The organism is Streptomyces sp. NPDC003042 (assembly GCF_053591315.1).
Map to the genome: position 1 here is coordinate 21,614 of NZ_JBSFTP010000044.1, position 25,943 is coordinate 47,556.

Consider the following 25,943-nt stretch of genomic DNA (forward strand, 5'->3'; position numbering starts at 1 on the left):
GTACGGGCGGGCAGCTGAGGCGACACGAGCAGGCTCTCAGGGTCGTTGCCCGGGTTCGTCCCGGGCCGCGTGCCGCCCTCCGGGGAGGGCGAGTAGGTGGCGCGGGTCCGTCGCGCGGGTGATGGCGCTCTCCACGGCGGCCACACGGTCGGCGAGCAGGCCGAGGGCGGCGACCGCCCGGGTCAGCGGGTCGTCCTCGGTGGAGCCGAGGGCCTGGGCGCGGACGTATGTGGTGGCGATTTCGGTCCAGCGGGCTGTCTGGCGGGGCGTGAGGTTGCCCCGCAGCAGGCCCAGCTTGAGGAGGTTTGCCTCGGCTCCTGTGGTGAGGGTCTGGGCCTCTGCGGTGTAGTGGTCCTCGATGACGGCGGTCAGCTCGGTGTCGTTCATGACCGGAGAGATCCGGGCAGCGATCTTGTTCATGTTGCGATAGGAGCCCTGGAGCTGGAACGGCGGTTCCGTGCGGCTCGCGTCACTCTGGGCCGCGGAGGCGATGTAGGCGTCGTTGACCGCGAGGACGGTCTCGCGGGCCGTGAGCAGGTGCCGCAGGACCCCCAGGATCCGGTCCACCTCCGCCGGGGCGTACGGGTGGGTGAGGCGGTCTCGGCGGGCGGTGGGGTCGCCGGCGGCGAGCCGTACGAGGAGGTCCAGGTCGGCGCGGTCGCGTCCGGCGAGCGGGGCGAGGACCGGGTTCGAGGTCAGGGCGTTCTCGACGAAGCTGAGTGCGAAGGCGTCCTCCTTGCCGGTCAGGACGTCGCCGAGGTTCCACACGTCGGCGCGGTTGGCGAGCATGTCGGGGATGCGGAAGCGCTGCCCGGACTCGGTGTAGGGGTTGCCGGCCATGCAGACGGCGAAGCGCTTGCCGCGCAGGTCGTGCCCGTTCAGGGTGCGGGTCGCGTCGCAGAGCGGGATGAACTTCTGCAGCAGCTCCGGCGAGGTGTGCTGGATGTCGTCCAGGTAGAGCAGGACGTTGTTGCCCGCGGCGAGGGCGAAGGCGATCTTCTCCAGTTCCCGGCGGGAGGCGGCGTCCGGGGCCTCGGCCGGGTCGAGCGAGGTGGTGTGGTGGCCGAGGGCGGGCCCGTCCACTTTGACGAGGAGCAGCCCGAGGCGTTCGGCGACGTACTCGATGAGCGTGGTCTTGCCGTAGCCGGGCGGTGAGACGAGCAGGAGCAGACCGTTGCTGTCGGTGCGCTTGGCGTCCCCGGCCGCGCCCAGCTGCTTGGCGAGGTTGTCGCCGATGAGGGGAAGGTAGACCTCGTCGACGAGCCGGTTGCGGACGAAGGAGGACATGACCCGGGGCCGGTACGTGTCGACGCGCAGCTGAGTGCGCTCGGAGGCGAGGAGGGCGGCGCGGCGCTGCTGGTAGGCGCGGAAGCCCGGGACGGCCGTGCTCGCGAAGTCGGTGGTGCGGGCGAGGAACTCGTCCAGGCGCAGGACCAGGGAGCGCCCGGTGATCCGCGGGTGGGCGCCGAGGAGCCCGGTGACGGTCGCGGTGGTCTCGCCGGTGGCGTCGTAGCGCTTCAGCGCCGGGCACAGTTCGACGGCTGCGGCCTCGGCGATGTCGCCCGCATCGATGTCCTCGCCGCAGGCCGCCGCGTAGGAGGTGAGCCAGCCCTCGACGAGGTGCCGGCGTACGGCCAGATCGGGGAGGGCGGCGAGGTCCTCGTCGTACGGTGAGGTGCCCACGCTGCGACGGAACTTGTCCAGCAGGGTGCGGGCGGCGGCGGATACCGCGAATCCGGCCGGTCCGGAGGTCAGCTCCTCGAAGAGGTATTCGGCGGAGCGAGCCGGATCGGTCGCGCCGGGCGTGAAGGTGTGGATCGCTTCGGCCAGTTCGTTCTGGACAGTGCCGATCGCCGGAGCGAGCCCGAAGGTTGCGCGGGCCCGCGCCAGGGACAGGGCGCGACGGGTGAAGGAGTCGCGTTCCTGCTCCGCCGTGCCGTGGGCCCAGAAGAGGGTGGCGGCCGCGCGCTCGGGCGGCGGGTAGCGCAGTAGTCCGGCGTTCTCGTGCAGGCGCAGCAGCACGCGGAGTAGGGCGGCGGCGTCGTGGTCGTGGACGCCGCGTTCGTATCCCTCGTCGTACGCGGCTTCGGCGGCCCGCTGCACGAGCCCTTCCAGGTCGGCGTCGGCGAGCGTCTCGGCTCCGTGCTCGGCCAGCAGCCGTGCGGCCAGGTACTCGGCGCGGTACACCTCGGGCGACTCGGAGGGCAGTGTCCGGGCCCAGTAAGGCCGGCTTGCGGCGAACTCCGGGTCGGTGACGGGGCGGCGGTAGTCGGTGCCGGTCAGAGCGAATGCCAGGCCGTCCGGGTGGGGTACGAGTGTCAGCTCGGGGGCCTGGCCGGTGACGGCGAAGCGGTGGCGGCCCAGACGGATCGTCTTGCCGTCGGCTTCGAACAGCTCGCTGCGGTCACGCAGTGCACGTCCGGCTTCCTGTCGGGCGGCCAGCAGGCGGCCGTCCAGTTCCTCCGCCCGTACCTGGTCGCCCAATGCGCGCAGTTCGTCCGCCGTGCGCCGGACCTTGGCCGCCATCGGGTCGGAGGCGAAGTACGTGTTGACCTCGTCGAGGCTCTCCAGGGCCGACGCCCGGCGGGCAATGGTCTCCAGCACGCGGCGCGCGGAGTCGGCCAGGGCCTCGGCGCGCCGGGCGCGGGCGTCCTGGAGGGTCTGCCGGCGCGCCGAGAAGGCGTCGTGGACCTCGGTCCGCTTCTCCGCGATCTGGGCGAGGAAGCCGTCGTGCTCGGCGAAGCGCGATTCCAGGTTCTCCAGCTGGAGCAGCAGGCGTGCGAGCTGGGTTTCGCAGTCCTCGGGCGTGGCGGCCGCGGCCAGCGCGCCGGTGACGGACTGGCCCAGCAGCGCGGACTCGGCCGCGAACCCGGCTCGCCCTTCCCGGTCGAGGAGCTCGCCGCGGCGGGCGGCGAGGGTGGCGCGGGCCCGGTTCACGGACCCGAGGATCTCGGCGATCCGCTTGAGGATCGCGGTGCGCACGGTCGCGTCGCCGACCTCCAGGCCCGAGACGACCTCGGCGAGAGTCTGCAGGCCGAAGGTCCGCTCCTCCAGCCGTTCGCCGACCGGGGCGGCCTCGGCCACGGTGGTGATCGCCTCGGCGTCGGCGGTGAACTGTTCGGCCTCGGCTGCGTAGCCGGTGAAGGCGTCTTCGCGCTGGAGGAAGGCCACGGCCCGCTGCGCGGCGGAGGCGATGTCTGCCGACACGTCTGCGGTCAGGGCCTCGATGGCCGCGGTATCGGCGTACCGCATCTCCTTGAGGGTGACCAGGTGTCCCTGCGCCCGGCGCAGTTCGGTGATGCGGTCGATCCACTCCTCGGCGGTGGCCGGGGCTTCGCCGCGGATGCGGCGGACCAGCCGGGCGATGGCCTGAGCGGCTTCGGCGAGCGCGTCCGCGGCCTGCCGGGTGAGGGCCTGGACGCATCCGAACTCCTCCAGTACCTGCTCAGCGGTGGACCGGACCTCTTCCAGCGGGCTGTGCAGGTCCCCGGTCTCCGGGTCACCGAGCCAGGGAAACCGGTCGGCGGCCCGGACACATGCGGCGAGCAGCGTCTCGTACACCGTCCCGGTGGGCGCGGCTCCGGTCTCGGTGGCCTGCCGGGCGATGGCCAGGCAGTCGGCGATGCCCCGGACCAGGTCGGCGTTGCCGATGCGGGTGAGCGGTCCGTTGCCCGAGGAGATGGGGTGAGTGTCGGAGGTGTAGGGGGTGTGCCAGATCTGCACGGGGTGCATACGGGCGGGCTCGGCGGCATGGGCACGCAGGACGACGAGGGTTCCGTCGTCGAAGAGGGCGTGGCCGTGGCAGTCGATCGGGGTGGCGACCTCCTTGCGGATCAGGTTGTACGGCAGCAGCAGGCCGCGTCCCTCGGCGCGGGCGTGGAAAGCGAACAGCACGTCCTCGCCGTTGGGGGAACGCACGGCCCGCTCGAATTCCAGGTCCGTCGTGTCCGTGTCGAAGGTCTTCACCGTGCCGGAGGTGAGGCAGTAGCCGCCGGGGAAGACGATGCCCTGGTCGTCCGGAAGCCGGCGGCAGGACTGGCCGATGCCGTCGAGGCGGACGACCGAGTTCGTGACGGTGTTGAAGACCAGGTGGCGCCGGGTCTCCTCCTTGTACGGGCGGATCCGGAGCAGGATCAGCGCACCCACGGTGGCGTACGCGACCTCCGCGTCCGCGAGCGACTGGAGCGGCTCGTCGACCGGCTCGCGGTGGATGCCCTCGCCGGTCTCGGTGTCGTTCTCGGTCTTGACGGTGAGCGCGCCGCCGACCGTCGAGACGAAGAGCCGCCCGTCGATGGAAGTGTGCGGGTGGCGGCCCAGAACATGGTCGTCCCGGGTGGTCTCCCGCCACTCGACATCGTGGGCGGGCGGGAAGACATGGTCGCGCTCCCCTTGGGCATCGAGGAACCGTGCCTCGCCGGCGGGGGTGAGGGACCAGCGCAGGACCCGGATGTCCTCGGTCTGCTCACCGGTCTGGAAGACGGCCAGGAGCTTGCCGTCGACGCGGCGGAGCTGGAGCAGCCGCGCGCCCTGGTAGTAGCGGTGCAGTGCACCGAACTCCCTGAGGAAACCGGGGTCGTCGAGGAGTCCGGGCGCGGCTTCGTCGGGGAGCGGGTTCAGGTCGCGGTCGTACAGGGCCAGTACGTCCCCGACAGACTTCTCGGGCCCCTGACCGGAGGAGCCGTTGTAGCCGAAGAGCAGCAGCTCGCCGACGGCGACGATGTCGCGCGGTGCCCGGTTGTCCTCGGTGCGCAGGCGATCGGAGCCCGACAGGGTGAGCCCGGACCCGCCGAACTCTGCGATCCGGGCGGTGTTGAGGCCCTCCGTGCGCCGGGCCAGCTCACCGGCCTGTGCCGAGAGTCGGTCGCGCAGCACCTCGTACGTCCCCGCGTCCATCGCCGTGGCCGTGGTCATGTGCTCCAGCTCCCTCGTGTACAAGATGGTGTGCGGTTGCGGAGCCGCCGCCCCCTCCGCGGCGGCTCCGCAACCTGTTTGACCGCACCCCCGTGGCGGTCAGCTCTTGGCGGTGCCGTTGAGGACGGCACCCGTCGGCCCGGCGAGGTTGCTCACCGGGAGGTCGGCCAGCCCCAGCTGCCGTGCCTTGGCCATCAGCTCTTCCAGCTGCCCTGATCCGGTCGGCATGAGTTTCATCAGCAGGGCCGAGACGGTCAGGTTCTGCACGTCGGAGGTCGACACTGAGCCCAGCACCTTCGTCAGGTCCTCGGTGAAGGAGCCGGAGCCGTCCAGCCACGGCCCGGCCAGCGCCTGCGCGGTCTGCGAGTTCTCCATGAACCCGTCCACCGCACGGCCCATCGACATCGCCCCGACGATCCGGTCGAAGAACGCCGACTCGCCGCCGATGATGCTGATGTCGGCGCTCTCCAGACCCGTCGCCAGCACGGTGGCCTGAGCCTCCGCCACCTGCCGCTGCGCATCCAGCCCGGCGAGCCGGATCTCCTTCTCCGCCTCCAGCCGCAGTCGGTACTCCTCGTGCCCGCGCGAGGCCTCGTCGAGGGCGGCCATGGCCGCCGCCTTCTCGGTCAGGCCCTCGGCCTCCGCTTTCAGCTTCTCGCCGATGGCGACGGCCTCGGCCAGCGCCATCTCGCGGGCTCCGTCGGCCTCCGCCTTCAGCCGCGCCGTCGTGGCCCCGGCCTCCGCGCGGCCGGTCTTCTCGATGGCGTCCGCTTCCTTCTCCCGTACGGCGACGGCGGCCAGGCCCTCGGCGGCGGCCTCGGCCTGGATGCCCTCGGCAAGGCGGATCTTGGCGCGGGCGTCCAGGTCGGCGGTCTTGTTGCGGGCCTCCGCGAGGGTGAGCTCCTCGGCCGCCCGGTGCACGGCCGCCTGCTCCGCCGCCTCTGCGGCCTTGATGTCCTTGACCAGCTTCTCCTGGGCCTCGGCCTCGGCGCCGATGACGATCGCCTGCCGGGTCCGCTCGGCTTCCTCGACCATCCGCAGCCGCTTGATGGACTCCTCCTGCTCGGCGACCGTACGGTCCACAGCGATGCGTTCGCGGACGACCTCGGCGATGTCCCGCTTCTCGGTCTCGACCTCCTTGTCGGCGGCGATCCTCGTCAGCTGTGTCTCCCGCTCCCGCGCGATGACCTCCAGCAGGCGGTCCTTCTCGATCCGCTCGTTCTCGATGGCGATGACCCGCTCGCGGTTCTTCTGCGCGACGGCCACCTCACGCGCCTGGTTCTCGCGCTGGATGCCGAGCTGCTCCTCCGTCTTCAGGAAGGCGCTCTGCGCCCGCAGCCGCTCCTCCTCCACGACCTTGGCGGTCTCCGCCTCCTCCCGCGCCCGCACCGTCTCGATCTCACGGCGCTGCTTGCTCTCTGCGTCCGCCTGCCGGCGCTCCAGCTCCAGGATGGCCTCGCGGGCGTCGACGTTCTGGCGGGTGAGTTCCTTCTGCTCGTGCTGGCGGAACTCGTTGGTGCGCACGCTCTCGACCGCTGTCAGTTCGGTGATCTTGCGAATGCCCTGGGCGTCCAGGATGTTGCCGGCGTCGAGCTGGGACAGCGGTGTCTGCTCCAGGTAGTCGATCGCCGCGTCCTCCAGGCTGTAGCCGTTCAGATCGGTGCCGATGACGTGGATGATCCGGTCGCGCAGTTCGTTGCGCATCGTGTAGAGGTCGGTGAAGTCGAGCTGCTTGCCGACCGTCTTGAGCGCCTCGGAGAACTTGGCGTTGAACAGCTCCTGCAAGGTCTCCCTCTCGGAGGCCCGCTGGGTGCCGATGGCCTGGGCGACCTTGATGACGTCCTCGACGGTCTTGTTGACCCGCACGAAGAACGAGATACGGATGTCGGCGCGGATGTTGTCCTTGCAGATCAGACCGTCGCGGCCGGTCCGGGAGATTTCGATGGTCTTCACCGAGATGTCCATGACCTCGGCCTTGTGCAGCACGGGCAGCACCACCTGGCCGGTGAAGGTCACGTCGACCTTCCGCATCTTGGAGACGATCAGCGCCTTGCCCTGCTCGACCTTGCGGAACAGCCGGGTCACGACGATCAGTGCGGCGATCGTGAGGACGAGGACGACGAGGACGAGCGTGCCAAGGCCCATTGAGATGGCATCCATGAGAAATCCCCACGTGAGAAGTGGAAGCTGAGAAGCCCGGGAAGGCAGAAGGAGCGGCCGATCAGCCGCGTGGGTCGAGCACCGCGTCAAAGGGCGCGACCCAGAAGAACTCGCCGGCGTCGTCGTACGCGTAGAGCAGCGCGGTACTGCCGAGCGTGAGCGGATCACTGCCGTACTGGCGGACCTGGACGAGCGCGGTGGAGCCGTCCCCTGCCGTGACCTCGGCCTGGCCGAAGCCCGCGTCCACCCGCCCCGTGCGGATGATGCAGGTCAGGCCGACGAAGTCCAGCCGGGACGGCCCGGGTTCGTCGGGGAAAAGTTTCGTCAGCGGCCGTACGAGCACGCGCGTCACGCGCCACGACAAGAACAGCGAAGCGAACATCAGGACAGCGCCGAGGAAATGGACCAAGGTGCCAGGCCACCCCGTACGGGCAAGAAGCACCGCCCCGGAGAGGCTCGTGAACCAGGCCACGGCGACCAGCAGCGAGGCGGACACCGTGACGGGCACACCGCCGATACCCAGAGCGCCGCCACCGGCATCAGTGTCGAAGCCGTCGTGATCCGCTGCCCCGCACAGCACCAGCAACCAGAACCCGAGGACGACAACGAGGGCCGCGGTGAACAGCACGGTGGGGAAACCGAGTGCGGCAGCGATGAACTCGTCCACGCGTCATCCCCTCCCAAGGCGTCACGGCCGGGCACCCCCATCGGGAATGCAGGTTTCCGGTTTCCGGCACAGGGTTCGCACCCCCTCCGGCCTCAGCCCATCCTGCCCTTCGCGTACGCCCATCCACATTGCCGGTGATCGGCAATCTTTACGCCCCTTTGACGCCGTCGGCGTGGTATCGGGCGGCGCGCAGTAACGTTAGTTCCTAACGTCAGTTAGGAACTAACGAAAGGCGGTGGGTCATGCCCTCAACGACGGTCGTGATCGTCGGGGCCGGGCCGACGGGACTGGCCGCGGCCTGTGGACTGGGCGCCGCGGGAGTGTTCGTCCGGGTGCTGGACAAGGCGCCTGGGCCGGCGGTGACGTCGCGGGCCCTGGGTCTGCAGCCTCGCGGGGCGGAGGTCCTCGACCGTCTCGGGGCGCTCGGCGACCTGCCCGAGCGGTCGGTGCGGATCGCGCACGTCGTCACGTACGTCGACGGCATGCCCTTGGCACGGCTCGCGGTGGGGCAGCCCACGAAGCTGGTGACCAGGCCCGGGCTGCTGATGTCCCAGGCCGAGGTCGAGGCCCGGCTCCGGGACCGCTTGGCCGCAATTGGCGTCGAGGTCGAATGGGGTCGCGAGCTGCTGGACGTATGCCAGACCACCGACCGGGTCGCCCTCCACTTCCCCGATGGCGAGCAGCGGGCCGACTGGCTGGTGGGATGCGACGGTGCGCACAGCCGCGTACGCAAGGCCGCCGGCATCGGCTTCCCGGGTGTGCCTGTCGTCGAACGCTTCCTGCTCGCCGATGTGACGGCCCGTCTGCCGATCCCGCGGGACACGGTCGCGGTCTGGCTGCGTGGAGACACGATGCTCGGGGCGTTTCCCCTCCCGGGCGAGGACGTGTGGCGGCTGATGGCGCCCGCGCCGGCCGGATCCGCCGCGGACCCGATGCCGACGCTGGCGGAGCTGCTCCTGCACGAGGCGGGCATTCCCGCCGGCGCCGTGCGCGAGGTGCTGTGGACCTCCACGTTCCGCATCCACCGGCGCCTGGCCTCGTCCTACCGCCAGGGCAGGATCCTGCTCGCCGGCGACGCCGCCCACATCCACAGCCCCTTCGGCGGCCAAGGAATGAACACCGGCCTGGGTGACGCCGAGAACCTGGCCTGGAAGCTCGCCCTGGTCGCCGCCGGCCGTTGCGGTGACGGCCTGCTCGACACCTACGAGGCCGAACGCAGACCCATCGCACGCGAGGTACTGGCATCCACCAGCGCCATGACCGGCATGGTCCTCGGGCAGACCGCACGGGCGCGGGCCCTGCGCGATCACCTCTTCGTCCCCCTGCTGAACCGGCCCCTCGTGCAGCGCCGGCTCTGGGAGAAGTCCTCCCAGCTCACCCTCACCTACCGCCGAGGCCCGCTAGGGACCGGCCGTCACCTCCCCGGCTCCACCCCGTGGCCCGGCGACCGCGTACCCGACCGCGCCTGCATCCGCCGGGACGGCACCGCCACCCGCCTCTACGAAGAGCTACGCGCGGGCTGGGCCCTGCTCACTCCCGGAGCGGCCCGCGCCGACCACGAGGCGGTCGTCCGACGCCACCTCGGCGCGGACCGCGTCATCCCGCTCACCGTGCCGGAGAGCCGCCGGCACACCATGCTGGTACGACCCGACGCCCACCTGGCCTGGCGCGGAACATCGTCGGCCGCCCTGGACAAGGCGCTGACCCGCATACTCGACAACGGCACGAGGCAGTGAGCATTGAGAACATCCGGAGGCGGTAGACACATGAGCACGTCCCCCACGCCGACTCCCGGGCTGCGTGAACGGAAGAAGGCGCAGACCCGCCGGACGATCCAGGAGCAGGCCCTGCGGCTGTTCCTGGCGCAGGGGTACCAGAACACCACCGTCGAGGAGATCTCCGCCGCGGCCGGGGTCTCCCACATGACGTTCTTCCGGCACTTCCCCACCAAGGAAGCCGTCGTCGAATCCGACGACTACGACCCGCTGATCGCCCGGCTCATTCAGGAGCGACCGCCGCACGAGGACAGCCTCACCGCTCTCCGGAACGCCCTGAGCCAGGGCTTGGAGGCGGTGTACGCCACCGGCAAGGACGCCCTGCTCGTCCGCACCCGGCTCATCCTCGAGACGCCGGCCCTGCGCGCCCGCACCTGGGACAACCAGTACGCCACGCAGCGGCTCTTCACCGACGCCCTCCGATCACGCGCCCCCGACGAGAGCGACCTGGCCACCCGCGTCGTAGCGGCGGCAGCCCTCGCCGCCGTGACCACCGCCCTGGCCGCCTGGGTCGAAAGCAACGGCACCCTCGACCTGCCCGCCTTGGTCGACGAGGCGTTCCGAGCCCTGCGCCCAGCATGACGGTGCGGCACATGCCCACTGCCCTTCTGGCAGGCCGAAGGCAGCGGATCAGCTGAGCTCGGCAAAGGCCTCCACGGCACGGGTCTTGCCGGTGACGATGACGACGTCGCCTCTTTCGACCACAGTCTCGGCCGTGGCGTAGGCGAAGTCCTGGCCGGGGCGCTTGATGCCGACGAGGTGACGCCGTACTTGCTCCGTACGGCGCTCTCGCCGAGGGGGACGCCGGTGGCGGCGGCGGGGGCGATGGTCTTGACCAGGGCGTAGTCGTCGTCGAACTCGATGAAGTCGAGTATCCGTCCGGTGACGAGGTGCGCCACGCGCTCGCCCATCTCGTGCTCGGGCAGGACGACGTGGTGGACGCCAAGGCGCTCCAGGATCTGGCCGTGCTGGCGGCTGATGGCCTTGGCCCAGATGTTGGGGACACCGTCCTCCAGGAGGTTGGAGGCGATGAGGATGCTGGCCTCTATGTCGTTGCCGATGCCGACGACCGCGCTGGTGAACTCGTGTACCCCCAGTTGACGCAGGACCTCGGGGTCGGTGCAGTCGGCGACGGCCGTGTGGGTGAGGACGTCGCTGTGCTTCTGGACGAGGGCGGCGTCGGTGTCGATGCCCAGGACATCCCAGCCGCGGCGGGTGAGTTCGTGGGCCAGGGAGCTGCCGAACCGGCCGAGGCCGATGACGGCAACGCGCTGGTTGGTGGCGGCCGGGCTGCGGAGGTCCAGAAGACCTTGCGGCGACGGCGCAGAGAGTGCAGGTAGTTACCCAACGACGGGTCGCTCCTCGGGTTAGCTGATAGCGGCGGGTCCGCTCGCGCAGGGCGAGCGACGAGACGAGCGTGATCGGCCCGAGGCGCCCGACGAAAATGAGAAGGATCAGGATCAGCTGACCGGACACCGGGATGTCGGCGGTGATCCCGGTCGGCAGGCCGACCGTGCCGAAGTCGGATACGGCCTCGAACACCACGGCCTCGGCGGGGGCCTTGGTGACGGTCAGCAGGGCAAGGCTGGCGGAAATGACCAGGCCGCCGCCGGGGTGCTCTCGGTGGTGAGGGTGCCGATGCGCCGGCCTCGTGATCAAATCTGTCGGGCGGATACCCACACCGCCGCCACGGCTGCCAGAGCGAGGGCCCCGAGGGCTCCAGGTTCCCACGCGGCGGGGCCGGGGGTACGGGGTGGAACACCTGGGCGGGAGGCGTGTCGCCACGGGCTTCGAGTCGCCCAGACGTAGGGCCCTGTTGAAGAACGTGGTCGCGGTGTTCAGGCATTCCTGATTCCGGCACTGGGGGACGGCCATCTGTGCCGAACAACGGCAGTGATGCCGACTGATCCGCATGTGACGCTGACAGTGGGGTGGAGCCTTCCCGAGTCGGCGCCGCAGGTGGCTTCGTCACGGTTGCGGTCAAGGCGCCGAGCTGCGCCCACCGCACGGCTTCACGAGAAGACGCTGGCCGGAACCGATCCGAAAGAGACTGCCCAACCCATGTTCACGAAGAACCACGTCGCCCGGTCCATCGCTCTGTCCGTCATGCTCACGGCAGCTCTCGCCGGGTGCGGTGACGGGGACGGGCAGACACCCGACGCGGACGCGGTCGCTCTCATCAAGACCGCCAACACCCAGATGCAGAACGAGTCGTTCCATTCGACCGGAACCACCACCGCATTCGTCGGCGGCAAACAGGAGACATGGTCGGACCCGTCCCAGGGTCTCCACGTGGAGGTCACCGGCGGAGTGTCGGGCGACATCTACTGCAAGGACGGCACCTCCTACACCAGCGCCGACCTGTTCGCCGAGGCGCTGCGGCAGCGCGGCCAACAGATCACCGTTCCGCCGCAGCTCAGGTCCGCCTACGTGACCACCACGGCGGATCCAGGCTGCGAGATGTACTACGAGATCGCGGACACGGGGCGCCTGACACCGGACAAGGACCGGACCGTCGACGGCAAGCGGGCCACAGCCGTGGAAGTCACCGCGGGGAAGGCCAAGGACGTCTACTTCATCGAGAACAGCCGGCAGAGACTGCTGATGCTGGAGTCTCTGCGAGACGGGCGCACGAGCACCACGACCTACGACTCATTCGGGGAGAAGTTCACCATCACCCTTCCCGCCGCCGAGAAGACGCTGACCGTGGACGCCTTCCGCTCCCGGGTCACGAAGGGCTGAGCCGAGGGAGGCCGCTTCAGAAGCCGCTCGCTCCCTGGTTCAAGGCGGGAAGGGCTGAAGACTGACGGCGGGGGGACGCGTTCCTGCTGGTCGGCGTCGGGGAGGACTTCCCTGGACCGGGAAGGCGTCAGCAACCTGGCCAGAACCCTCGCGGACCAGGTGCAGTAGGCCAAGCCAGTCACGAGCTCTTCCGCCGAACTGGCGTCGCATGCAGTGAGGGCTGAGCAGGCTGTCGGATGCATCCAAGCGTCAGTCACTGACGACGACCATGCTGACCTGCGGCTTAGTAATTTCCCGCAAGGCCCCGGGTAAGCCGTAGGAGCGCAGCCCCTTCTCCAGGACGGCCAGGAAGTTCTCCGGTTCGGCCGGCGACGCCACCGACTCCGGTAGTCCCGCCCGCCTGATCCGCTCACGGAACAGCGCCTTGCCTCGCTTGTACTCGTGCGGCAGCTGCTCCATGAAGCGGACGATCCGCGGGTGTACGAGCGGGCTCACCGGCCAGACGCCGGCCCGCAGGAAGCCTGGGTTGTGCACCCCGAACGCCATCAGGGTCGGCACCGGCAGGACGGGGATGGGCGCCGGGTGCTCGTTCACCTCGGCCAGGGCGCGGACCGCCTTCGGACCGAGCCACGGGACGGGTTCATGCGTCGGCAGTTCCCCGCATCGGTCCTGGAGTGGTGGGCGTTGACCTCGTCTCCTCCGCTGCCGGTGAACATGACGTCGCACCGTCGGGTGGTTGCCTGGGCTCGTACGACGTCGAAGGCTTCTTGGTAGAACGCCCCTGCCGGATCATGCGGCCGGGGCCGACCGTATCGCCGTCGACCGACCGTTCTACTCGGGCAAACACAAGCCCGCGGGCCGCACGGACGTCATAGACGGACCGACAAGGGATACCAAGGAGCCGGGGGCACGGTCCGTGTTCCCTACCGCGGCCGGTGGGAGACGCTGTCCACAGGCCAGCAGGCCGTCAACCGGTCCCACGCGAAAATCCGGGCCCTGGTCGAGCAGGCCGTCGCACCCTCAAGTCCTGGCGGCTTCTCCGCAAGCTCCGCTGCTCGACCACCCGCATCACGAGCCTTGTTCAGGCTGTCCTCACCCTGCATCTGGCCAGCTAAGGCTGAAGATGAAAAAGGCTCACGGCGCTCCTCGCCACCCATGACCACGAGTACCTGTTCCCGGCCATTGGCGGCGGGCTGCTGGCCAACGCAAACTTCAGCTACTCCTACTGGCAGCCGGTCTCGCGCGGTCGACCGGCCTCCGAGGAGTTCGAGAGGGTCCGCCTGAACCAGCCCCAGCTGGTCACCTCCCGCCGTCCCCTTCCGGAGGTCCCTGCGACCGCGTACGCCGGGAAGCGGCTGTACCTGCTTCGTCACGGCGGCAAGGAGTGGCTGGACGAAGATCGACACAGTCGCATCGCCGTGGAGACCCGCATGGGCCACGAGGTCGCCGGCGTGGAAGGTCTCTACTCGCACGTTACCCTGACCATGGAGCAGGAGATCGCCGATTCGCTGCAAACCAGGTGGCTGCGCTTCGTGGCCAGCGAGGGAGAGCTCTGGAATGTGCCATCTCCCACTGCTCTCTGTTTCGATCTTGAAAAGTGGTGGAAACAGCAGGTCAAAGCCGCTCAGGACCTCGACGCATGAACTGGTTCATGAAGTTCATCTTCACCAAGAGCTTCATGCCGTTCGTGATCTACCGGATCGTGCTCGGCGTCGTCCTGTTCGTGCTGATCGGTACGGACGTGCTGAGCCCGCACGCCGGCGAGTCCGCCGGCTAGGCAGACCGCTGCGCACCCCCTTCGCGTGAACCGGAGGCCGCTCGGGAACGTTCCCGGGCGGCCTTCACGTCGTTGTTCGTGAGGAGTGTCGGTGACTGGAGCGGCCTGAAGGCAGAGGAGCAGGGGGTTTCCCATGAGTCGAGTGGTGCTGGAGCGGTTTCCGGCCGGAAGTCCGCGGGGAAGCTGGCCCGCCGAGGAGTACGCCGCGCAGCGGTTGCGCGAGGGCGTACCGGCGGAGGTGGTGATGGACCTGGACAGTGACGCGTTCCTGGTCGTGGTGCGGCAGCGGGAGGCGCATTCCGGCCGCTGACCGCCCGTGGCGAGATCCGGGGACCGCACGCCCCTTGGCCTCGGGCGCCCGCACCCCCACACTGACCCGATGACGCAGCGTGTGGACCTGGCGGCGGTAATGGACCGGCTGGCCATCGACGAGGTGGTCTCGGGGTACGCGGCGGCCGTCGACGACGGTGACTGGGCCGCCTACCGCGGCCTTTTCACCGCGGCCGGGCGGGCCGACTACCGCTCGGCGGGCGGGGTCGAGGGACCGGCCGCGGAAGTCGCCGACTGGCTCGCCGAGACCATGGCGCTGTTCCCGGTGCGTCAGCACCTCATCGTCAACCGGCTGATCACACTGGAGGAACTGGACGGTTCCCCCGGGGACTCGGCGCGCGTCCGGGCGGACTTCCTCAATCCGATGCGGCTGGCCGGGGACGAACCCGATAAGGCCGTCACCGCCCCGAACTTCGTCGCCGCCGGGCGCTACGCCTTCACGCTCGCCCGCACCCGCGACGGCTGGCGGCTCACCGGTGTCACCGTGCACGAGAAGTGGCGTCACGTCTCGGCCTGACCCGCGGCTCGGCGGATGCGGTCCCACACTGGAAGCGGAGGCGCGTCATGCTCGCGAAGCGGACCCGGTGGTGGCGTGCGGCGGCCTCGGTCGCCGCCGGGGCGCTGCCGTGCCTCGCCTTCCCCGGCCCCGCGCTGTGGTGGTTCGCCTACGTCGCCCTCGTGCCCTGGATGCTGCTGCTGCGCTCCGCCCCCACCGGGCGGCGTGCGGCTCTGGAGGGCTGGCTCGGCGGCGTGGGCTTCGTCATCGCCGTGCACCACTGGCTGCTGCCCAGCCTGCACGTGTTCCTGATCCTGGTGGCCGCTCTGCTGGCCGTGCTGTGGATCCCGTGGTCCGTGCTGGTACGGGCGCTGCTCGGCGGGGCACCGTCGGCGGGCCGGGCCGCGGCCTCGCTGGTCCTCGTACCGGCGGGGTGGCTGCTGTCGGAGCTGGTCCGGTCGTGGCAGGGGCTGGGCGGGCCGTGGGGGCTGCTGGGGGCGAGCCAGTGGCAGGTGGCGCCGGCGTTGCGGCTGGCCTCGGTGGGCGGGGTGTGGCTGGTGAGCCTGCTGGTGGTGGCGGTGAACTGTGCGGTGGTGCTGCTGGCCGTGGCGCCCCGGGCGCGGGTCGCGGCGGTGGCCGGGGTGGCGGGGTGTGCCGTGCTGACGGGGCTGGTGTCGCTGTGGGCACCACGGCCCCAGGTGTCGGGGAGTCTGCGCGTGGCCGTCGTACAGCCGGGTGTGGTGGCCGGGGCGGACAGCGTGGATCGGCGGTTCACGGCCGGGGAGCGGCTGACGCGGACCGTGACGGGGCAGCATCCTGACCTGGTGGTGTGGGGAGAGAGCGGTGTCGGAGCGGACCTGGCGGCCAGGCCCGACCTGTCCCGGCGGCTGGCGGCCCTGTCGGCGGAGGCCGGCGCGCCGCTGCTGGTCAATGTGGACGCGCGGCGCTCGGACCGGCCGGGGATCTCCAAGAGTTCCCTGCTGATCGGGCCCCAGGGCCCCACGGGCGAGCGGTACGACAAAACGCGGCTCGTGCCCTTCGGCGAGTACATACCGGCCCGTTCGGTGATGGGCTGGGTCACCTGGTTCGGCAAGGCGGCGGGCGAGGACCGGATCCGCGGCGAGGGCCCGGTGGTCATGGACCTGCCAGGAGGTCCGCGCGTGGGGCCCCTGGTGTGCTTCGAGTCCGCCTTCCCCGACATGAGCCGGCATCTGACCCGCCAGGGCGCCGGCCTGCTCGTCGCGCAGTCGGCGACCTCGTCGTTCCAGGACAGCTGGGCCCCCGCCCAGCACGCCTCGCTCGCCGCGCTGCGCGCGGCGGAGAGCGGCCGCCCGATGGTGCACGCCACCCTGACCGGCGTCAGCGCCGTGCACGGCCCGTCGGGTGAGCGGATCGGCCCGGCGCTGCCCACCTCGGCGAGCACGGCGGCCGTGTACGAAGTACCGCTCGCCCGGGGCACGACCCTCTACGTCCGTTTCGGGAACTGGCCGGCGGCGGCCGCCCTGGCTGCCCTGGCGGTGTACTGCGTGACGCGCGGCGCCCGGGCACTCGGGCCGCGGGTCTTCAGGCCCGGGAAGCCCGCTCCAGAGCCGTCAGCACCACCCTCTCGCACAGCTCGTGGGTGAGCAGGGCGTCCCGGGCGCTGAGCGTCCTGCCTGCCGCGACGGCCTCCAGGAAGGTGTCCACGACCTGTTCGATCCCGCGCTGGCGGGCCACGGGCACCCAGTCCCCGCGCCGTCGAACGGTCGGCTGGCCCTTGTGGTCGATGATCTCCGCGAGGTTGACGACCTGACGCTTGGAGTCCTGCCCGGAGACCTCCAGGATCTCCTCGGTGGATCCGGACAGCCGGTTCATGATGCCGAGCGCGGTGAATCCGTCGCCGGACATCTGGAGCACCACCTGGTGCATCAGCCCGTCGCGCACCACGGCACGGACGTCGATGTGGTGGGCCTCGCCGGGCACCAGGAAGCGCAGCGTGTCGACGACGTGGATGAAGTCGTCGAGCACCAGCGTGCGCGGGTCCTCGGGGAGCCCGACCCGGTTCTTCTGAAGGATGATCAGCTCGCGCGGGTGGTCGGCGCACTGGGCGTACCCGGGCGCGTGGCGGCGGTTGAAGCCGACGAAGAGGGAGACCCCGCGCTCCTGCGCCAGCTCCACCAGGCGCCGGGAGTCCGCCAACTCGTAGGCCAGCGGCTTGTCCACGTACGTCGGGACGCCCGCGGCCAGCAGGCGCGCCACGATCTCGGGGTGGACGGCGGTGGGCGCGTGCACGAACGCCGCGTCGAGCCCCTGCGCGAGCAGCGCGTCCAGCGTGGTGTGCCGCCGCTCCGCGGGGATGTGGTGCGTTTCGCCGATCCGCTCCAGCGTGGCGGGAGTACGGGTCTGCAGGTGCAGCTCGACTCCGGGACGGGTGGTGAGGACGGGCAGGTACGCCTTCTGGGCGATGTCGCCGAGTCCGATGACGCCGACCTTCACCGGGAGCCTCCTGGTTTGTTCCTTGGGGGGACGCCGGAAGCTTAATCCCTGGTGGGCGGGGCCGCGTTCGACAAGGATGTGACCATGACTGCCACTGGATCCCATCGTGCCGAGCCCTCCACCACCGCGAACGAGCGGGACATGCTCGACGGCTGGCTCGACTACCACCGCTCGACCCTCGTCTGGAAGTGCTCGGGCCTCGCCGACGAGCAGCTGCGCCGGGCCGCGCTCAAGCCCTCCGAGCTGACTCTGCTGGGCCTCGTACGGCACATGGCGGAGGTGGAGCGGTACTGGTTCCGGGAGATCATGCTCGGCGAGGACCTGCCCGAGCTGTACTCCACCGAGGACAACGTGGACGGGGACTTCCACTTCACCGACGAGGACACCTGGGTCTCGGCCGAGCAGGTGTGGCAGACCGAGGTCGAGCTGGCGCGGCAGGCCGTGTCGGGCCGCTCCCTCGACCTGCTGTCGGATGCGGCCAGCCACCACCGCGGTGAGGTGTTCAGCCTGCGCTGGGTCTACACCCACATGATCGAGGAGTACGCGCGCCACAACGGGCACGCGGACCTGCTGCGCGAACACCTCGACGGCGCCACGGGCGAGTAGGGCTGCCCTCCTCCCTTCTGTCCGCTGTCCGCCGGACACCGCTTCCCCGTCACCCGTGCGGGGTGAATATCGGCTGCGGGTTTTCGCAACGGGGTCCTCGCACAGCAGAGTTGCGCGGGTGCATCCAACCCGAACCACGACAACGCTGCTGCTCGGAGTCGCCTGTGCCGTCTCGGCTGTCTCCGGCTGTGTGAGTGTGAGCCCCTCCCCCGCCTCGCAGCCTGGGGCGGCCCCCTCCGCGGGAGCTCCCCCGCGACACCAGCCGCGCGGCGGGCCCGGAGCCGCCCCGGTGGTCGTCCGCGCACCGGCCCTGGAGGCCCTGGAGGCGGCCCCCGAGCGGTCGGCGCACCCGGCGGCCTCCGCCCCGGCCCGCCGCTCCGAGCAGCGCCGGGGGCCCGGCGCCTCAGGAGGGCCCGTGGAGGCCGCGCCGCCGGTCCCGGACATCCCGGAGCCCCGGCAGCCCGGCCGGCGGCCCGAAGGGCGCCCTGGGGACCGGCCACAGCCCGTCCGGCCCGACGCGAAGGTGCCGCGCGAGCTGATCCGGGAGCTGCCGGTTCGCCCCGCCGACGTGTGCGCGCTGGGCCGCCGGCACGGGCGCTGGGACCCGGACAGCCCGGAGGCCCGTATCTGCGCGGGCGTCCACGGCGGCTGAGCCGCCTCCCCGCACCCCGCTCGCGCCGCGCTCTACGGGGACTGTTCCGGGAACGGCCGGGGGCTCTCGCCCGATTCCGCCGCGAGCCGCCGCTCCAGCCGGGCGATGGCGGCCCGTACGCCGTTCCCGTATCCGTCGTCGGACAGCGCGCCGGTGGCCGCCCGGGCCCGCGCGAGGTGGACCCGGGCCGCCTCCGGCCTGCCGAGTTTGACGTAGTCGGCCGCGAGACTGAGGTGGAGCGACGGGTAGAAGGCGCGCACCGCCGGATGGGGTCCGGAGCGGCCGCGGGACACCTCGCGGCCCTCTCGGCCCTCGCGCCCCTTGCGGCCGAGCCCATCGGCGGCGCTCAGGGCCCGCAGGTCCCAGGAGAGTTCCTCGGCGGGGTCGTCCTGGGCGTCGGCGAGGTAGTGCGCCAGCGTGCAGCGGTGGAGGGAGCTGCCCTCCTCGCCGATCTCGGACCAGATCTCGCCGAGCCGGTTGCGAGCCTCCTCGCGGTCACCGGCGTGCAGCAGGATGACCGCCTGGCCGATCCTGGTCATGACGGCGTCCTCCGACGCCTCCTGCTGCTGCTCCGTCACCGCGGCCTCCGGCTTGCTTGCCCTGCCAGACCTGCTCCGGTCTGATCATCAAGAAGCTAACCGGAGGCACCGGCTCTGGCGCCGAGGCGCGGGGTGGCGTCAGCCCAGGTTCGGGATGCGCCAGTCGATCGGCTCATGGCCCTGGGCGGCGACGGCCTCGTTGATCTGCGTGAAGGGCCGGGAGCCGAAGAACTTCTTGGCCGACAGCGGCGAGGGGTGGGCGCCCTTGACGACGACGTGCCGCTCCTCGTCGATCAGCGGGATCTTCTTCTGGGCGTAGGCACCCCAGAGGACGAAGACGACCGGGTCGGAGCGGTCCGACACCGCGCGGATCACCGAGTCCGTGAACTTCTCCCAGCCCTTGCCCTTGTGCGAGTTGGGCTCGCCCTCACGGACGGTGAGGACCGCGTTGAGCAGCAGGACGCCCTGCTCGGCCCACGGCATCAGGTACCCGTTGTCGGGGACCGGCAGGCCGAGCTCCTCCTTCATCTCCTTGTAGATGTTGCGCAGCGAAGGCGGGACCTTGACCCCGGGCCGCACGGAGAAGCACAGGCCGTGCCCCTGGCCGGCGCCGTGGTACGGGTCCTGGCCGAGGACCAGCACCTTCACCTGGTCGAACGGCGTGGCCTCCAGGGCCGCGAAGACCTGCTCGCGGGGCGGGTAGACCGGCCCGTTCGCCCGTTCCTTCTCGACGAACTCGACGAGTTCCTTGAAGTAGGGCTGGTCCAGCTCCCCACCGATAGCGGGGAGCCAGGACTCGGGCAGCATCTGGGTCACGTCGACAACCTCCGGTACAAGTTCGTGCAACTGCTCAGAACCTACCCGGGGGCACTGACAACGCCGCGAGGCGGCCGCCCGTCCGCCGCCGTCACCAGCTGGTCTTGCGGTACAGCTCCCACATCTGCATGGCGGTCTGCGGGTCCAGGGACCGCTCGGCGCCCGCGATGTCCTCGCGTGCTCCCACGTACAGCTTGCCCTGCCACAGCGGCAGCAGCCGGACGTCCTGGGCGAAGATCTGCTGGGCCTGCTCGAACTCCTTGATGCCGGCCGAGCGGTCGCCCTCGCGGCGGGACTTGGGCAGCAGCTCATTGAGGATCTGGGCGGGCTCGTACGGGGTACCGACCGCGTTCTCCTTGCCGACGAACGGCGCGATGAAGTTGTCCGGGTCCGGGAAGTCGGGGAACCAGCCTCGGCCGAAGATCGGGTACTCGCCGTTCTTGTAGCCCTCCTGGAAGACCTTCCAGGGCTGCCCGCGCAGGGTGATCCTGAAGAGGTCGCTCTCGTCGAGCTGCCGCTTGATCTCGGTGAACTCGTCCGCGGTGGAGGCGCCGTAGCGGTCGGTGGTGTACCAGAAGGTCAGTTCGACGGGCTGGGTGATCCCGGCGTCCTTGAGGATCTTCCTGGCCTCGACGACGTCCGGGGCCCCGTACTTGTCGTAGAAGGGCGTCTTGTGGCCGACGACCCCCTTGGGGACCATCGAGTACAGCGGCTCGGCCGTGCCCTGGTAGACCTTGGTGACGAGCGCCCCGCGGTCGATGACCTGGGCGATCGCCTGGCGCACCGCGAGCTTGTTGACCTGGGGGTCCTTGGGGTTGAAGACCAGGTAGCGGATCTCGGCGCCGACGTTCTCGACGACCTGGACGCCCGCGTCGTTCGACGCGGGGCTCTGCAGGTCCTTGATCTCCGGGGCGGACAGGCCTCGGTAGGTGGCGTCGATCTCCTTGGCCTTGAGCGCCGCCACCATCTTCGGAGAGTCCGTGAAGTAGCGGATCGTGACGCCGTTGTTGCGGCGGTTGGCGAAGCCCGTGTAGCTCTCGTTGCGGCTGAGGACCGCCTCGCCGCCCTCCTTGTAGGAGTCGAGGACGTACGGACCGGAGCCGACGATCCCGGTCTCGGACCGCACCTTGCCGGCGGGGTACTCCTTCGGCGCGACCAGCGAGGCGGCCGGCGAGCCGAGCACGTACGGGAAGGTCGCGTCCGAGACCTTGAGGTGGAAGACGACCGTGAGCGCGTCCGGCGTCTCGATCCGCTCCAGGTTGCCGAAGAGGTCCTTCGGGCCGACCCGGTCACCGATGGTCCGGATCCGGTCGAGGGAGTGCTTGACGGCCTTGGAGTCCAATGGCTCGCCGTTGGAGAACTTCAGGCCCTTGCGCAGGGTGCACCGGAACGCCTGACTCGCGGAGTCGGTGAACTCGCAGCTCTGGGCCGCGTCCGGCTGGGGCTTGGTGCTGCCCGTCGGGAACGCGAGGAGGGTCTGGTAGATGTTCCGGTACAGCTCCCACGAACCGTCCCAGGCCGCCGCGGGGTCGAGGTTGCTCGGTGCGCTCGTGGTGCCGACGACGATCCTCTTCGCGTCGTCGCCACCGTCATCCGAGAACAGACCGCAGCCGGCGAGCAGGGATATGGACGCAAGGGCCGCAGTGATCTGCAGGCATCTGGTCCGGTTGAACACGTGCACGCTCCTCGATCAGCCAGGGGTGCGGCAGACCCTACCGCAGAGCCTCACAAATCCAATGGGCAGGTTTCGTGAGGCACTTGACCGATTACGTGCATGTTCGGTACGCATTCGCCTCCCCCTGGGAGGCAAATGCGTCCGATTATCGGTCAGTGCACCCCGGCATTGAGAAACATTCCCCCGTCGACGACGAGAGTTTGCCCCGTGATCCATTCCGCTTGTGCAGATGTCAGGAATGCGACGGCGCCTCCGATGTCGGCGGGGACCCCGAGCCGGCCGAGCGGGTAGGCGGCCGCGGCCTCCTGCTCCCGGCCCTCGTAGAGCGCCTGCGCGAACTTCGTCTTCACCACGGCGGGCGCGATGGCGTTCACCCTGACGCCCGGCGCCATCTCGTGCGCGAGCTGGAGGGTGAGATTGACCATGGCGGCCTTGCTCATCCCGTACGCGCCGATGAAGGGAGAGGCGGACAGGCCGGCGATCGAGGCGATGTTCACGATGGCCCCGCCGTTGTCCTTCTGCCAGGCGTGCCAGGTCCGCTGGGCGAAGCCGAGCGCCGAGATCACATTGGTCTCGAAGACCTTGCGCGCCACACCCAGGTCCAGGTCCGCGATCGGCCCGAAGACCGGATTGGTGCCCGCGTTGTTCACCAGGAAGTCGACGCGGCCGAAGGCCTCCATCGCGCGCTCCACGGCGACGGCCTGGTGGGCCTCGTCGTGCGCCTTCCCGGCGACACCGATCACCCGGTCCGCCCCCAGCCGCTCGACGGCCTCCTTGAGCGCGTCCTCGTTGCGCCCGGTGATGCAGACCTGGTCACCCCGGGCGACGAGCGCCTCGGCGATCCCGTAGCCGATGCCCCGGCTCCCACCGGTGATCAGCGCTGCCTTGCCACTGTCGATCGTTTCGTACGTCATGACGCACGCCCTGCCTTTCGTCAGTTGAGCGGGCCGCCGGCCACGTACAGGACCTGGCCGGAGACGAAGCCGGCGGCCTCGCCCGTGAAGAACGCGATGGCGTTGGCGATGTCGTCCGGGCGGCCCACGCGTTGCACCGGGATCTGGGTGGCGGCGGCCGCCTGGAACTCCTCGAAGCCCATGCCGACGCGGGCCGCCGTCTGGGCCGTCATCTCGGTGACGACGAAGCCGGGGGCGACGGCGTTGGCGGTGACGCCGAACTTGCCGAGTTCGAAGGCCAGGGTCTTGGTGAAGCCCTGCAGGCCGGCCTTGGCGGCGGCGTAGTTGGCCTGGCCCCGGTTGCCGAGCGCCGAGCTGCTGGAGAGGTTCACGATGCGGCCGAACTTGGCCTCCACCATGTACTTCTGGCAGGCCCGCGCCATGAGGAACGCACCGCGCAGGTGCACGTTCATGACCGTGTCCCAGTCGGTGTCGCTCATCTTGAAGAGGAGGTTGTCGCGGAGCACGCCGGCGTTGTTGACCAGGATGGTCGGGGCGCCGAGTTCGCGCGCGACCCGCTCGACGGCCGCCTCCACCTGGGCGCTGTCGGAGACGTCGCAGCCGACGGCCAGGGCCTTGCCGCCGGCCGCCGTGATCGCCTCCACGGTGTCCTTGCAGGCGGCCTCGTCGAGATCGAGTACGGCGACCGCCCGGCCCTCGGCGGCCAGGCGCACGGCGGTGGCCGCGCCGATGCCCCGGGCCGCCCCGGTCACGATCGCGACGCGCTGCTCGGTGGTGGACATGCTGGATCTCCTCGCCCTTGAGAAGCGGCGGCCCGAAGGTGAGCAACCGCTTAGTAGCTTCAGCTGAGGAGACGCTAGGAGCCCTGGCACTCCGTGTCAACGGAGCAGGCGTACGCGGCCCCGCCAGGGGCATCGCAACGGCGCCGCACCGGATGGTGGGCAGGGGGTCCGGCATCCGCCGGAGCCGCCGGTCAGCGGACCAGCAGATCCAGCAGCCGCTCCACCTCGGCGGCGGGGTCGGTCGTCAGACCGGTGTGCACCGGCCCCGGCTGCACCACCGTGCTGCGCGGGGCGATCAGCCAGCGGAACCGGCGGCCCGCGTCGTCGTCCGCCGCCTGCCCCGCCCGCTCGCCGCCCGCGCACAGCCCCTCGACCCCGTGCAGGGCGGCCCGTACCCCGGCCACGTCGGCCTCGGGGTCCAGGGCCAGGAGCTTCGCCTCGTCGAGGTGGGTGCGGGCGGCGACGTACGAGTGCGCCCGGCAGTAGACGATGACGCCGGCGTTGAAACACTCGCCGCGTTCCATCCGGGGCACCACGCGCACCAGCGCGTATTCGAACACGTCCCGCTTGGTCACTCTTTGCCGCTCTTCTTCTTGTTGATCTTGTGGGGCCATTCGGTGAGGCGGTCGGTGAGCCAGCCGGGCGGACCCGACGGGGCCTTCACCTCCGCCTTCATCGAGATCCTCTCGTGGATAGTGGCCGCGCGCGGCAGCAGTGCCTCCACATAGGCGCGGCGCAGCGCGTCCGTGGAGTCGAAGCCCGGCTCGTCCACCAGCCACTCGTCCGGGACGTCGGCGGTGACCTCGGTGAGCAGTTCCTCGGTGACCAGCGGCGCGAGCGCGGCCGCCGCGGCCTCGATGTCCGGGCCGACAGAGGCCAGGACGTGGTCGGAGGCGTTGTAGGGCTTGGCGGCCGCGGCCGCGGCGGTCGGCCAGTTGTGGTGCCAGATCATCGTGGCGCCGTGGTCGATGAGCCACATGTCCCCGTGCCAGACCAGCAGGTTCGGGTTGCGCCAGGACCGGTCGACGTTGTTGATCAGCGCGTCGAACCAGACGACACGCCCCGCCTCGACCGGGTCCGCCCGGTACGCGAGCGGGTCGAAGCCGATCGAGCCGGGCAGGTAGTCCATGCCGAGGTTCAGCCCGCCGCTGGCCTTGAGCAGCTCCTGGACCTCCTCGTCGGGCTCGCCGAGCCCGATGACGGGGTCGAGCTGCATCTGCACCAGCCGTGGGACCCGTAGGCCCAGCCGCTGGGCGAGGCGCCCGCAGATGACTTCGGCGACCAGGGTCTTGCGGCCCTGGCCGGCTCCGGTGAATTTCATGACGTAAGTCCCGAGATCATCGGCCTCGACGATCCCCGGAAGCGAGCCACCCTCACGCAGAGGCGTGACGTAGCGGGTCGCGATCACTTCGGACAGCATCCGCCCAGGTTACGGGGGTCAACGCGCGGGAGCCCACTGTTTGATCAGCGCTTCGGCCGTGGTGACGGCCGCGACCAGGGCGAGTGAGTTGCGGATCACCTCGGCGGTGCAGGAGGCGGGCACGCCGGCGATGGCGTCGGCCGGAACCACGACCTGGTAGCCGAGGTTGACGGCGTCGAAGACGGTGTTCGGGATCGCGATGTTGGAGGAGACCCCGGTCACGACGAGCGTGCGGACGCCGAGGTTGCGCAGCAGGGCGTCCAGGTCGGTTCCGGCCATCGGGGAGAGCCCGTGGAGCCGGCGGACCACCAGGTCCCGTTCGGCCACGGTGATGGGGGCCGCGATCTCCACGGCCCGGCTCCCGGCGAGCTGGCGTACGGGAAGCCTCCCGGCGGCCCGGAACAGCCGGGCGTTGGAGTTGGCCCCGAGCCCGTCCGACCGCCGTTCGGCGACGGCGTGCAGCACTTGCACGCCGGCCCCGCGCGCGGCGTCGACCAGCGCGGCCACCCGCCCCAGCATTCCTGAGTCCCGCGCCTCCTTCGCCAGCTCGGGCAGGGCGCTCTCCTCGCCGACGACGCCGTTCTGGCACTCGACGGTGAGCAGCGCGGTGGTGGCGGGATCGAGATCCGGCATGGCTCCCCCTGGCGTGGCGGCCGAAGAGCCCTCATGATTCCTGACACATAGTCAGATGTGAAGGGGTGCGGGACCGATGGACGAGACACGCGTGGAGAGCACTCGCTCGGACGGTACGCAGCGCAGGGGGCGTCGCATCATGATGAGCGACGAGGAGGTGGACGCCTTCCTGCGCGAGCAGCGGACCTGCCGGGTCGCCACGGTCTCCCCGGACGGGCGCCCGCACGTGGGCGCCCTGTGGTTCGCCTGGGACGGCAGCTCCCTGTGGCTGTACTCGATCACACGCAGCCGCCGCTGGTCCGACCTGCGCGCGGATCCGCGGATCTCGGTCGTCGTGGACTCGGGCGAGTCGTACGACGAACTGCGCGGGGTCGAGTTGTCCGGCACCGCCGTCTTCGTGGGCGAAGCCCCCCGTACCGGCGAGCCGTGCCCGGAACTGGCGGAGCCGGAACGCCTCTTCCCGCTCAAGAACTTCCGTCTCGAGGAGATGCCGCACGACGGCCTGCACGCCTGGATCCGCCTCACTCCGGAGTCGGTCGTGTCGTGGGACTTCCGCAAGATCTAGCCCCGGAG

General features: G+C 70.5%; 23 protein-coding genes and 3 pseudogenes. 12 read left to right on the forward strand and 14 right to left on the reverse strand.

All coding sequences use genetic code 11. The annotated features are described in order from the left end of the window. Positions 1-36 precede the first annotated feature (36 nt). From ACWDYJ_RS21470 to ACWDYJ_RS21480, 3 genes are all read right to left on the reverse strand, one after another. Positions 37-4,911 carry a DNA repair ATPase gene (locus tag ACWDYJ_RS21470; protein WP_451567178.1) on the reverse strand — a complete coding sequence of 1,625 codons (4,875 nt, stop codon included), beginning with the start codon at positions 4,909-4,911 and terminating at the stop codon, positions 37-39. A gap of 99 nt (positions 4,912-5,010) precedes the next feature. Continuing rightward, positions 5,011-7,071: a flotillin family protein gene (locus ACWDYJ_RS21475; protein ID WP_451567179.1), complete on the reverse strand. Its 2,061-nt coding sequence runs from the start codon at positions 7,069-7,071 to the stop codon at positions 5,011-5,013. Positions 7,072-7,132: 61 nt separating this feature from the next. Beyond that, complete coding sequence (locus ACWDYJ_RS21480) at positions 7,133-7,738, reverse strand: hypothetical protein (protein WP_451567180.1); 606 nt, start codon at positions 7,736-7,738, stop codon at positions 7,133-7,135. 242 nt (positions 7,739-7,980) lie between these two features. Here ACWDYJ_RS21480 and ACWDYJ_RS21485 point away from each other — a divergent pair, with 242 nt between their 5' ends. Then, positions 7,981-9,474 carry an FAD-dependent monooxygenase gene (locus tag ACWDYJ_RS21485; RefSeq protein WP_451567181.1) on the forward strand — a complete coding sequence of 498 codons (1,494 nt, stop codon included), beginning with the start codon at positions 7,981-7,983 and terminating at the stop codon, positions 9,472-9,474. Positions 9,475-9,504: 30 nt separating this feature from the next. Next, entirely contained in the window at positions 9,505-10,095 is a 591-nt protein-coding gene (locus ACWDYJ_RS21490; RefSeq protein WP_451567182.1) for a TetR/AcrR family transcriptional regulator, read from the forward strand. A 398-nt stretch (positions 10,096-10,493) separates the two neighbouring features. Here ACWDYJ_RS21490 and ACWDYJ_RS21495 read toward each other — a convergent pair. Further along, positions 10,494-10,817: pseudogene (locus tag ACWDYJ_RS21495) on the reverse strand (potassium channel family protein); the annotation flags it as partial. Between the two features lie 757 nt (positions 10,818-11,574). On the opposite strand from ACWDYJ_RS21495, the gene ACWDYJ_RS21500 reads away from it, so the two are divergent. Continuing rightward, the gene (locus tag ACWDYJ_RS21500; RefSeq protein ID WP_451567183.1) at positions 11,575-12,255 is read left to right on the forward strand and encodes a hypothetical protein; all 681 of its coding nucleotides are present in this window, start codon (positions 11,575-11,577) and stop codon (positions 12,253-12,255) included. 249 nt (positions 12,256-12,504) lie between these two features. On the opposite strand, the gene ACWDYJ_RS21505 is transcribed toward ACWDYJ_RS21500, so the two are convergent. Continuing rightward, positions 12,505-12,849: a hypothetical protein gene (locus ACWDYJ_RS21505; RefSeq protein ID WP_451567184.1), complete on the reverse strand. Its 345-nt coding sequence runs from the start codon at positions 12,847-12,849 to the stop codon at positions 12,505-12,507. 211 nt (positions 12,850-13,060) lie between these two features. Between ACWDYJ_RS21505 and ACWDYJ_RS21510 the strand changes: the two are divergent. The 6 genes and pseudogenes from ACWDYJ_RS21510 to lnt form a co-directional block, all read left to right on the forward strand. Then, positions 13,061-13,370: pseudogene (locus tag ACWDYJ_RS21510) on the forward strand (transposase family protein); the annotation flags it as partial. Positions 13,371-13,673: 303 nt separating this feature from the next. Then, the gene (locus tag ACWDYJ_RS21515; RefSeq protein WP_451567185.1) at positions 13,674-13,898 is read left to right on the forward strand and encodes a hypothetical protein; all 225 of its coding nucleotides are present in this window, start codon (positions 13,674-13,676) and stop codon (positions 13,896-13,898) included. A 2-nt stretch (positions 13,899-13,900) separates the two neighbouring features. Further along, positions 13,901-14,032, forward strand: a pseudogene (locus ACWDYJ_RS21520) (undecaprenyl-diphosphatase); the annotation flags it as partial. Positions 14,033-14,165: 133 nt separating this feature from the next. Next, the gene (locus ACWDYJ_RS21525) at positions 14,166-14,342 is read left to right on the forward strand and encodes a hypothetical protein (RefSeq protein ID WP_451567186.1); all 177 of its coding nucleotides are present in this window, start codon (positions 14,166-14,168) and stop codon (positions 14,340-14,342) included. A gap of 69 nt (positions 14,343-14,411) precedes the next feature. Further along, positions 14,412-14,879 (forward strand): nuclear transport factor 2 family protein, encoded by a 468-nt coding sequence (locus tag ACWDYJ_RS21530; protein ID WP_451567187.1) that lies wholly within the window; start codon positions 14,412-14,414, stop codon positions 14,877-14,879. A gap of 47 nt (positions 14,880-14,926) precedes the next feature. Then, entirely contained in the window at positions 14,927-16,483 is a 1,557-nt protein-coding gene (lnt, locus tag ACWDYJ_RS21535) for an apolipoprotein N-acyltransferase (RefSeq protein ID WP_451567188.1), read from the forward strand. Here lnt and ACWDYJ_RS21540 read toward each other — a convergent pair. Then, positions 16,422-17,333, reverse strand: a complete 912-nt coding sequence (locus ACWDYJ_RS21540) for a Gfo/Idh/MocA family protein (protein WP_451567189.1) — start codon at positions 17,331-17,333, stop codon at positions 16,422-16,424. The two genes, lnt and ACWDYJ_RS21540, sit on opposite strands and share 62 nt — an antisense overlap. An 84-nt stretch (positions 17,334-17,417) precedes the next feature. Here ACWDYJ_RS21540 and ACWDYJ_RS21545 point away from each other — a divergent pair, with 84 nt between their 5' ends. Both ACWDYJ_RS21545 and ACWDYJ_RS21550 read left to right on the forward strand, forming a co-directional pair. Continuing rightward, positions 17,418-17,939: a DinB family protein gene (locus ACWDYJ_RS21545; protein ID WP_451567190.1), complete on the forward strand. Its 522-nt coding sequence runs from the start codon at positions 17,418-17,420 to the stop codon at positions 17,937-17,939. A gap of 289 nt (positions 17,940-18,228) precedes the next feature. Further along, the gene (locus ACWDYJ_RS21550; RefSeq protein WP_451567191.1) at positions 18,229-18,591 is read left to right on the forward strand and encodes a hypothetical protein; all 363 of its coding nucleotides are present in this window, start codon (positions 18,229-18,231) and stop codon (positions 18,589-18,591) included. Positions 18,592-18,623: 32 nt separating this feature from the next. Here ACWDYJ_RS21550 and ACWDYJ_RS21555 read toward each other — a convergent pair whose 3' ends face one another. From ACWDYJ_RS21555 to ACWDYJ_RS21590, 8 genes are all read right to left on the reverse strand, one after another. Further along, the gene (locus ACWDYJ_RS21555) at positions 18,624-19,130 is read right to left on the reverse strand and encodes a hypothetical protein (protein ID WP_451567211.1); all 507 of its coding nucleotides are present in this window, start codon (positions 19,128-19,130) and stop codon (positions 18,624-18,626) included. Between the two features lie 138 nt (positions 19,131-19,268). Further along, positions 19,269-19,937: a uracil-DNA glycosylase gene (ung, locus tag ACWDYJ_RS21560; RefSeq protein ID WP_451567212.1), complete on the reverse strand. Its 669-nt coding sequence runs from the start codon at positions 19,935-19,937 to the stop codon at positions 19,269-19,271. Between the two features lie 100 nt (positions 19,938-20,037). Next, a complete protein-coding gene (locus ACWDYJ_RS21565) occupies positions 20,038-21,621 on the reverse strand; it encodes an ABC transporter substrate-binding protein (RefSeq protein WP_451567192.1) in 1,584 nt (527 codons plus the stop codon). 152 nt (positions 21,622-21,773) lie between these two features. Beyond that, complete coding sequence (locus ACWDYJ_RS21570) at positions 21,774-22,535, reverse strand: SDR family oxidoreductase (protein WP_451567193.1); 762 nt, start codon at positions 22,533-22,535, stop codon at positions 21,774-21,776. Positions 22,536-22,555: 20 nt separating this feature from the next. Continuing rightward, complete coding sequence (gene fabG / locus ACWDYJ_RS21575; RefSeq protein ID WP_451567194.1) at positions 22,556-23,317, reverse strand: 3-oxoacyl-ACP reductase FabG; 762 nt, start codon at positions 23,315-23,317, stop codon at positions 22,556-22,558. 191 nt (positions 23,318-23,508) lie between these two features. Continuing rightward, complete coding sequence (locus tag ACWDYJ_RS21580) at positions 23,509-23,892, reverse strand: DUF3037 domain-containing protein (protein ID WP_451567195.1); 384 nt, start codon at positions 23,890-23,892, stop codon at positions 23,509-23,511. Continuing rightward, complete coding sequence (locus tag ACWDYJ_RS21585; RefSeq protein WP_451567196.1) at positions 23,889-24,737, reverse strand: HipA family kinase; 849 nt, start codon at positions 24,735-24,737, stop codon at positions 23,889-23,891. Before ACWDYJ_RS21585 ends, ACWDYJ_RS21580 begins: the two co-directional genes overlap by 4 nt. A gap of 18 nt (positions 24,738-24,755) precedes the next feature. Then, positions 24,756-25,370 (reverse strand): cysteine hydrolase, encoded by a 615-nt coding sequence (locus tag ACWDYJ_RS21590; RefSeq protein ID WP_451567197.1) that lies wholly within the window; start codon positions 25,368-25,370, stop codon positions 24,756-24,758. 76 nt (positions 25,371-25,446) lie between these two features. On the opposite strand from ACWDYJ_RS21590, the gene ACWDYJ_RS21595 reads away from it, so the two are divergent. Continuing rightward, positions 25,447-25,935 carry a pyridoxamine 5'-phosphate oxidase family protein gene (locus ACWDYJ_RS21595; protein WP_451567198.1) on the forward strand — a complete coding sequence of 163 codons (489 nt, stop codon included), beginning with the start codon at positions 25,447-25,449 and terminating at the stop codon, positions 25,933-25,935. The last annotated feature ends 8 nt before the right edge of the window (positions 25,936-25,943 follow it).

Bases quoted from the DNA above. Each gene is read 5' to 3' on its own strand.
- fabG (WP_451567194.1), bottom strand. From the start codon at position 23,317: ATGTCCACCACCGAGCAGCGCGTCGCGATCGTGACCGGGGCGGCCCGG.
- ung (WP_451567212.1), bottom strand. From the start codon at position 19,937: ATGCTGCCCGAGTCCTGGCTCCCCGCTATCGGTGGGGAGCTGGACCAG.
- ACWDYJ_RS21525 (WP_451567186.1), top strand. From the start codon at position 14,166: ATGAGTCGAGTGGTGCTGGAGCGGTTTCCGGCCGGAAGTCCGCGGGGA.
- lnt (WP_451567188.1), top strand. From the start codon at position 14,927: ATGCTCGCGAAGCGGACCCGGTGGTGGCGTGCGGCGGCCTCGGTCGCC.
- ACWDYJ_RS21590 (WP_451567197.1), bottom strand. From the start codon at position 25,370: ATGCCGGATCTCGATCCCGCCACCACCGCGCTGCTCACCGTCGAGTGC.
- ACWDYJ_RS21470 (WP_451567178.1), bottom strand. From the start codon at position 4,911: ATGACCACGGCCACGGCGATGGACGCGGGGACGTACGAGGTGCTGCGC.
- ACWDYJ_RS21555 (WP_451567211.1), bottom strand. From the start codon at position 19,130: ATGACCAGGATCGGCCAGGCGGTCATCCTGCTGCACGCCGGTGACCGC.
- ACWDYJ_RS21530 (WP_451567187.1), top strand. From the start codon at position 14,412: ATGACGCAGCGTGTGGACCTGGCGGCGGTAATGGACCGGCTGGCCATC.
- ACWDYJ_RS21545 (WP_451567190.1), top strand. From the start codon at position 17,418: ATGACTGCCACTGGATCCCATCGTGCCGAGCCCTCCACCACCGCGAAC.
- ACWDYJ_RS21485 (WP_451567181.1), top strand. From the start codon at position 7,981: ATGCCCTCAACGACGGTCGTGATCGTCGGGGCCGGGCCGACGGGACTG.
- ACWDYJ_RS21500 (WP_451567183.1), top strand. From the start codon at position 11,575: ATGTTCACGAAGAACCACGTCGCCCGGTCCATCGCTCTGTCCGTCATG.
- ACWDYJ_RS21585 (WP_451567196.1), bottom strand. From the start codon at position 24,737: ATGCTGTCCGAAGTGATCGCGACCCGCTACGTCACGCCTCTGCGTGAG.
- ACWDYJ_RS21595 (WP_451567198.1), top strand. From the start codon at position 25,447: ATGGACGAGACACGCGTGGAGAGCACTCGCTCGGACGGTACGCAGCGC.
- ACWDYJ_RS21475 (WP_451567179.1), bottom strand. From the start codon at position 7,071: ATGGATGCCATCTCAATGGGCCTTGGCACGCTCGTCCTCGTCGTCCTC.
- ACWDYJ_RS21570 (WP_451567193.1), bottom strand. From the start codon at position 22,535: ATGACGTACGAAACGATCGACAGTGGCAAGGCAGCGCTGATCACCGGT.
- ACWDYJ_RS21490 (WP_451567182.1), top strand. From the start codon at position 9,505: ATGAGCACGTCCCCCACGCCGACTCCCGGGCTGCGTGAACGGAAGAAG.